General features: G+C 69.5%; 1 protein-coding gene. It reads right to left on the minus strand.

Going from position 1 to position 1,437, the window contains the following annotated elements; translation table 11 throughout:
- On the minus strand, positions 1-235 hold a 235-nt coding region (locus tag C3488_RS39610; RefSeq protein WP_146068035.1), incomplete at its 3' end, for a hypothetical protein.
- Between the last annotated feature and the right edge of the window lie 1,202 nt (positions 236-1,437).

Raw genomic sequence — 1,437 nt, forward strand, 5'->3', positions numbered from 1 at the left:
CCGGCGTGGCCGCCGCCGTGCCCCGGACCTCCGGCACGCTGCGCTCCCACAGTGCCTGGTCCACGGCCGGGACACCGGGGAGCAGCCCCGCATCGCGGTGGATCAGCACACCGGCCTCCTCGACGAGGGCCTGCGCGCGGCCGATCTCCTCGAAGCTCACCCCGGCGTGCGCGGCCGGGGCGACCGCGGCGCAGGCCGCCCCATGCAGGGGGCAGCACCAGGTGCTCCACCGCATGGACGGCCGCGGCCGGGTGCCGTTCCATCAGCCGACGCGGCTCTTCGCCCAGTTCTTCGGCAGACCGCACCACCGGCGCGCACAGCGCGCGTGTTGCTTCATGCCCCGACCAATGAAACTTACCGGCCGACAGCGTGGGACTCACCGCCTGCTGTCGCCGCCGAGTCACGGCTGGATCCCTGCAAGTCGCAAATCGACGGGATCCCATAGGCAGATCTCAACGCGCCGACCAAGCAGCGGCGCACCGCTCAGCGGAGCTTCGACCGGCTGGTGGAGGAGCACGACGCCCACGACATCTCCCATACGGTGGTCCGCACCTGCGAGAGGGACCGGCGGCCGCAGATCCGGCGGGACACGGGCATCGGCCCGCAGGCGATGTTCGTGCCGCAGACCCATCTGCCCGGGGCGGAGGCTGAGGTCGACTTCGGTGAAGTCCACGTGTTCCTAGCCGTGATCGCCTTCCGGGTCCTGGGCTGGGAGGTGTCCCGCGCAGGCACATCCGGTACGACAACTTGCGGGTCGCGGTCGAGCGGCTGTTGGGCTTCTACCGGGGCCGGGTGGAGACGGACCGCTGGACCGCGTTCCGCTCGCACTCGGGCAATCGCGCCGTTCTACTGCCGTCCTGGCATCGAGGGCGCCCACGAGAAGGGCGGTGTCGAGGGGCAGATCGGTTACTTCCGCCACAACCACTTCGTTCCCGGCCCCGAAGTCGCCTCGCCCACCGAGCTGAACGCGATGGTCGACCAGTGGACCAGGACGACGAAGCCCGGAGACTGCGGGCCGCACCCGCGCCAGCGGCGACTACTTCGCGGACGAACAGCACGTGCTGCTGACGGCCGTTGTCGACGGAGGCGTTCGAGACGGGACGCTGGTTCACCCCGAGGGTCAACCGGTTCAGCCGGATCAGCGTCCGTGGCCACGTACTCGGTGCCGGTCCGCTTCATCCAGTCCGCGGTCAGCACCATCTCCGGGATGCTCGTTCGGCACACGTCGCCGAACGGGTCCGTCAGCTCAATGACTCCGCGCGCCAGCCGGGACACCACCGAGGCACGACCGCCGAGCTGTACTCGGTCCCACACAGCCAGGCGCTGTGGCCACGACACATCCATCGGCCTTCCTCACCCGGCACCAGTCGTAATACGGCTCGCGCACCGCTATGTGTGACTTCCGGCACCATAATGACCCTTAAAGCTAAGAGGCCC

This window comes from Streptomyces sp. Ru72, assembly GCF_002920635.1.
Classification (GTDB): Bacteria; Actinomycetota; Actinomycetes; order Streptomycetales; family Streptomycetaceae; genus Streptomyces.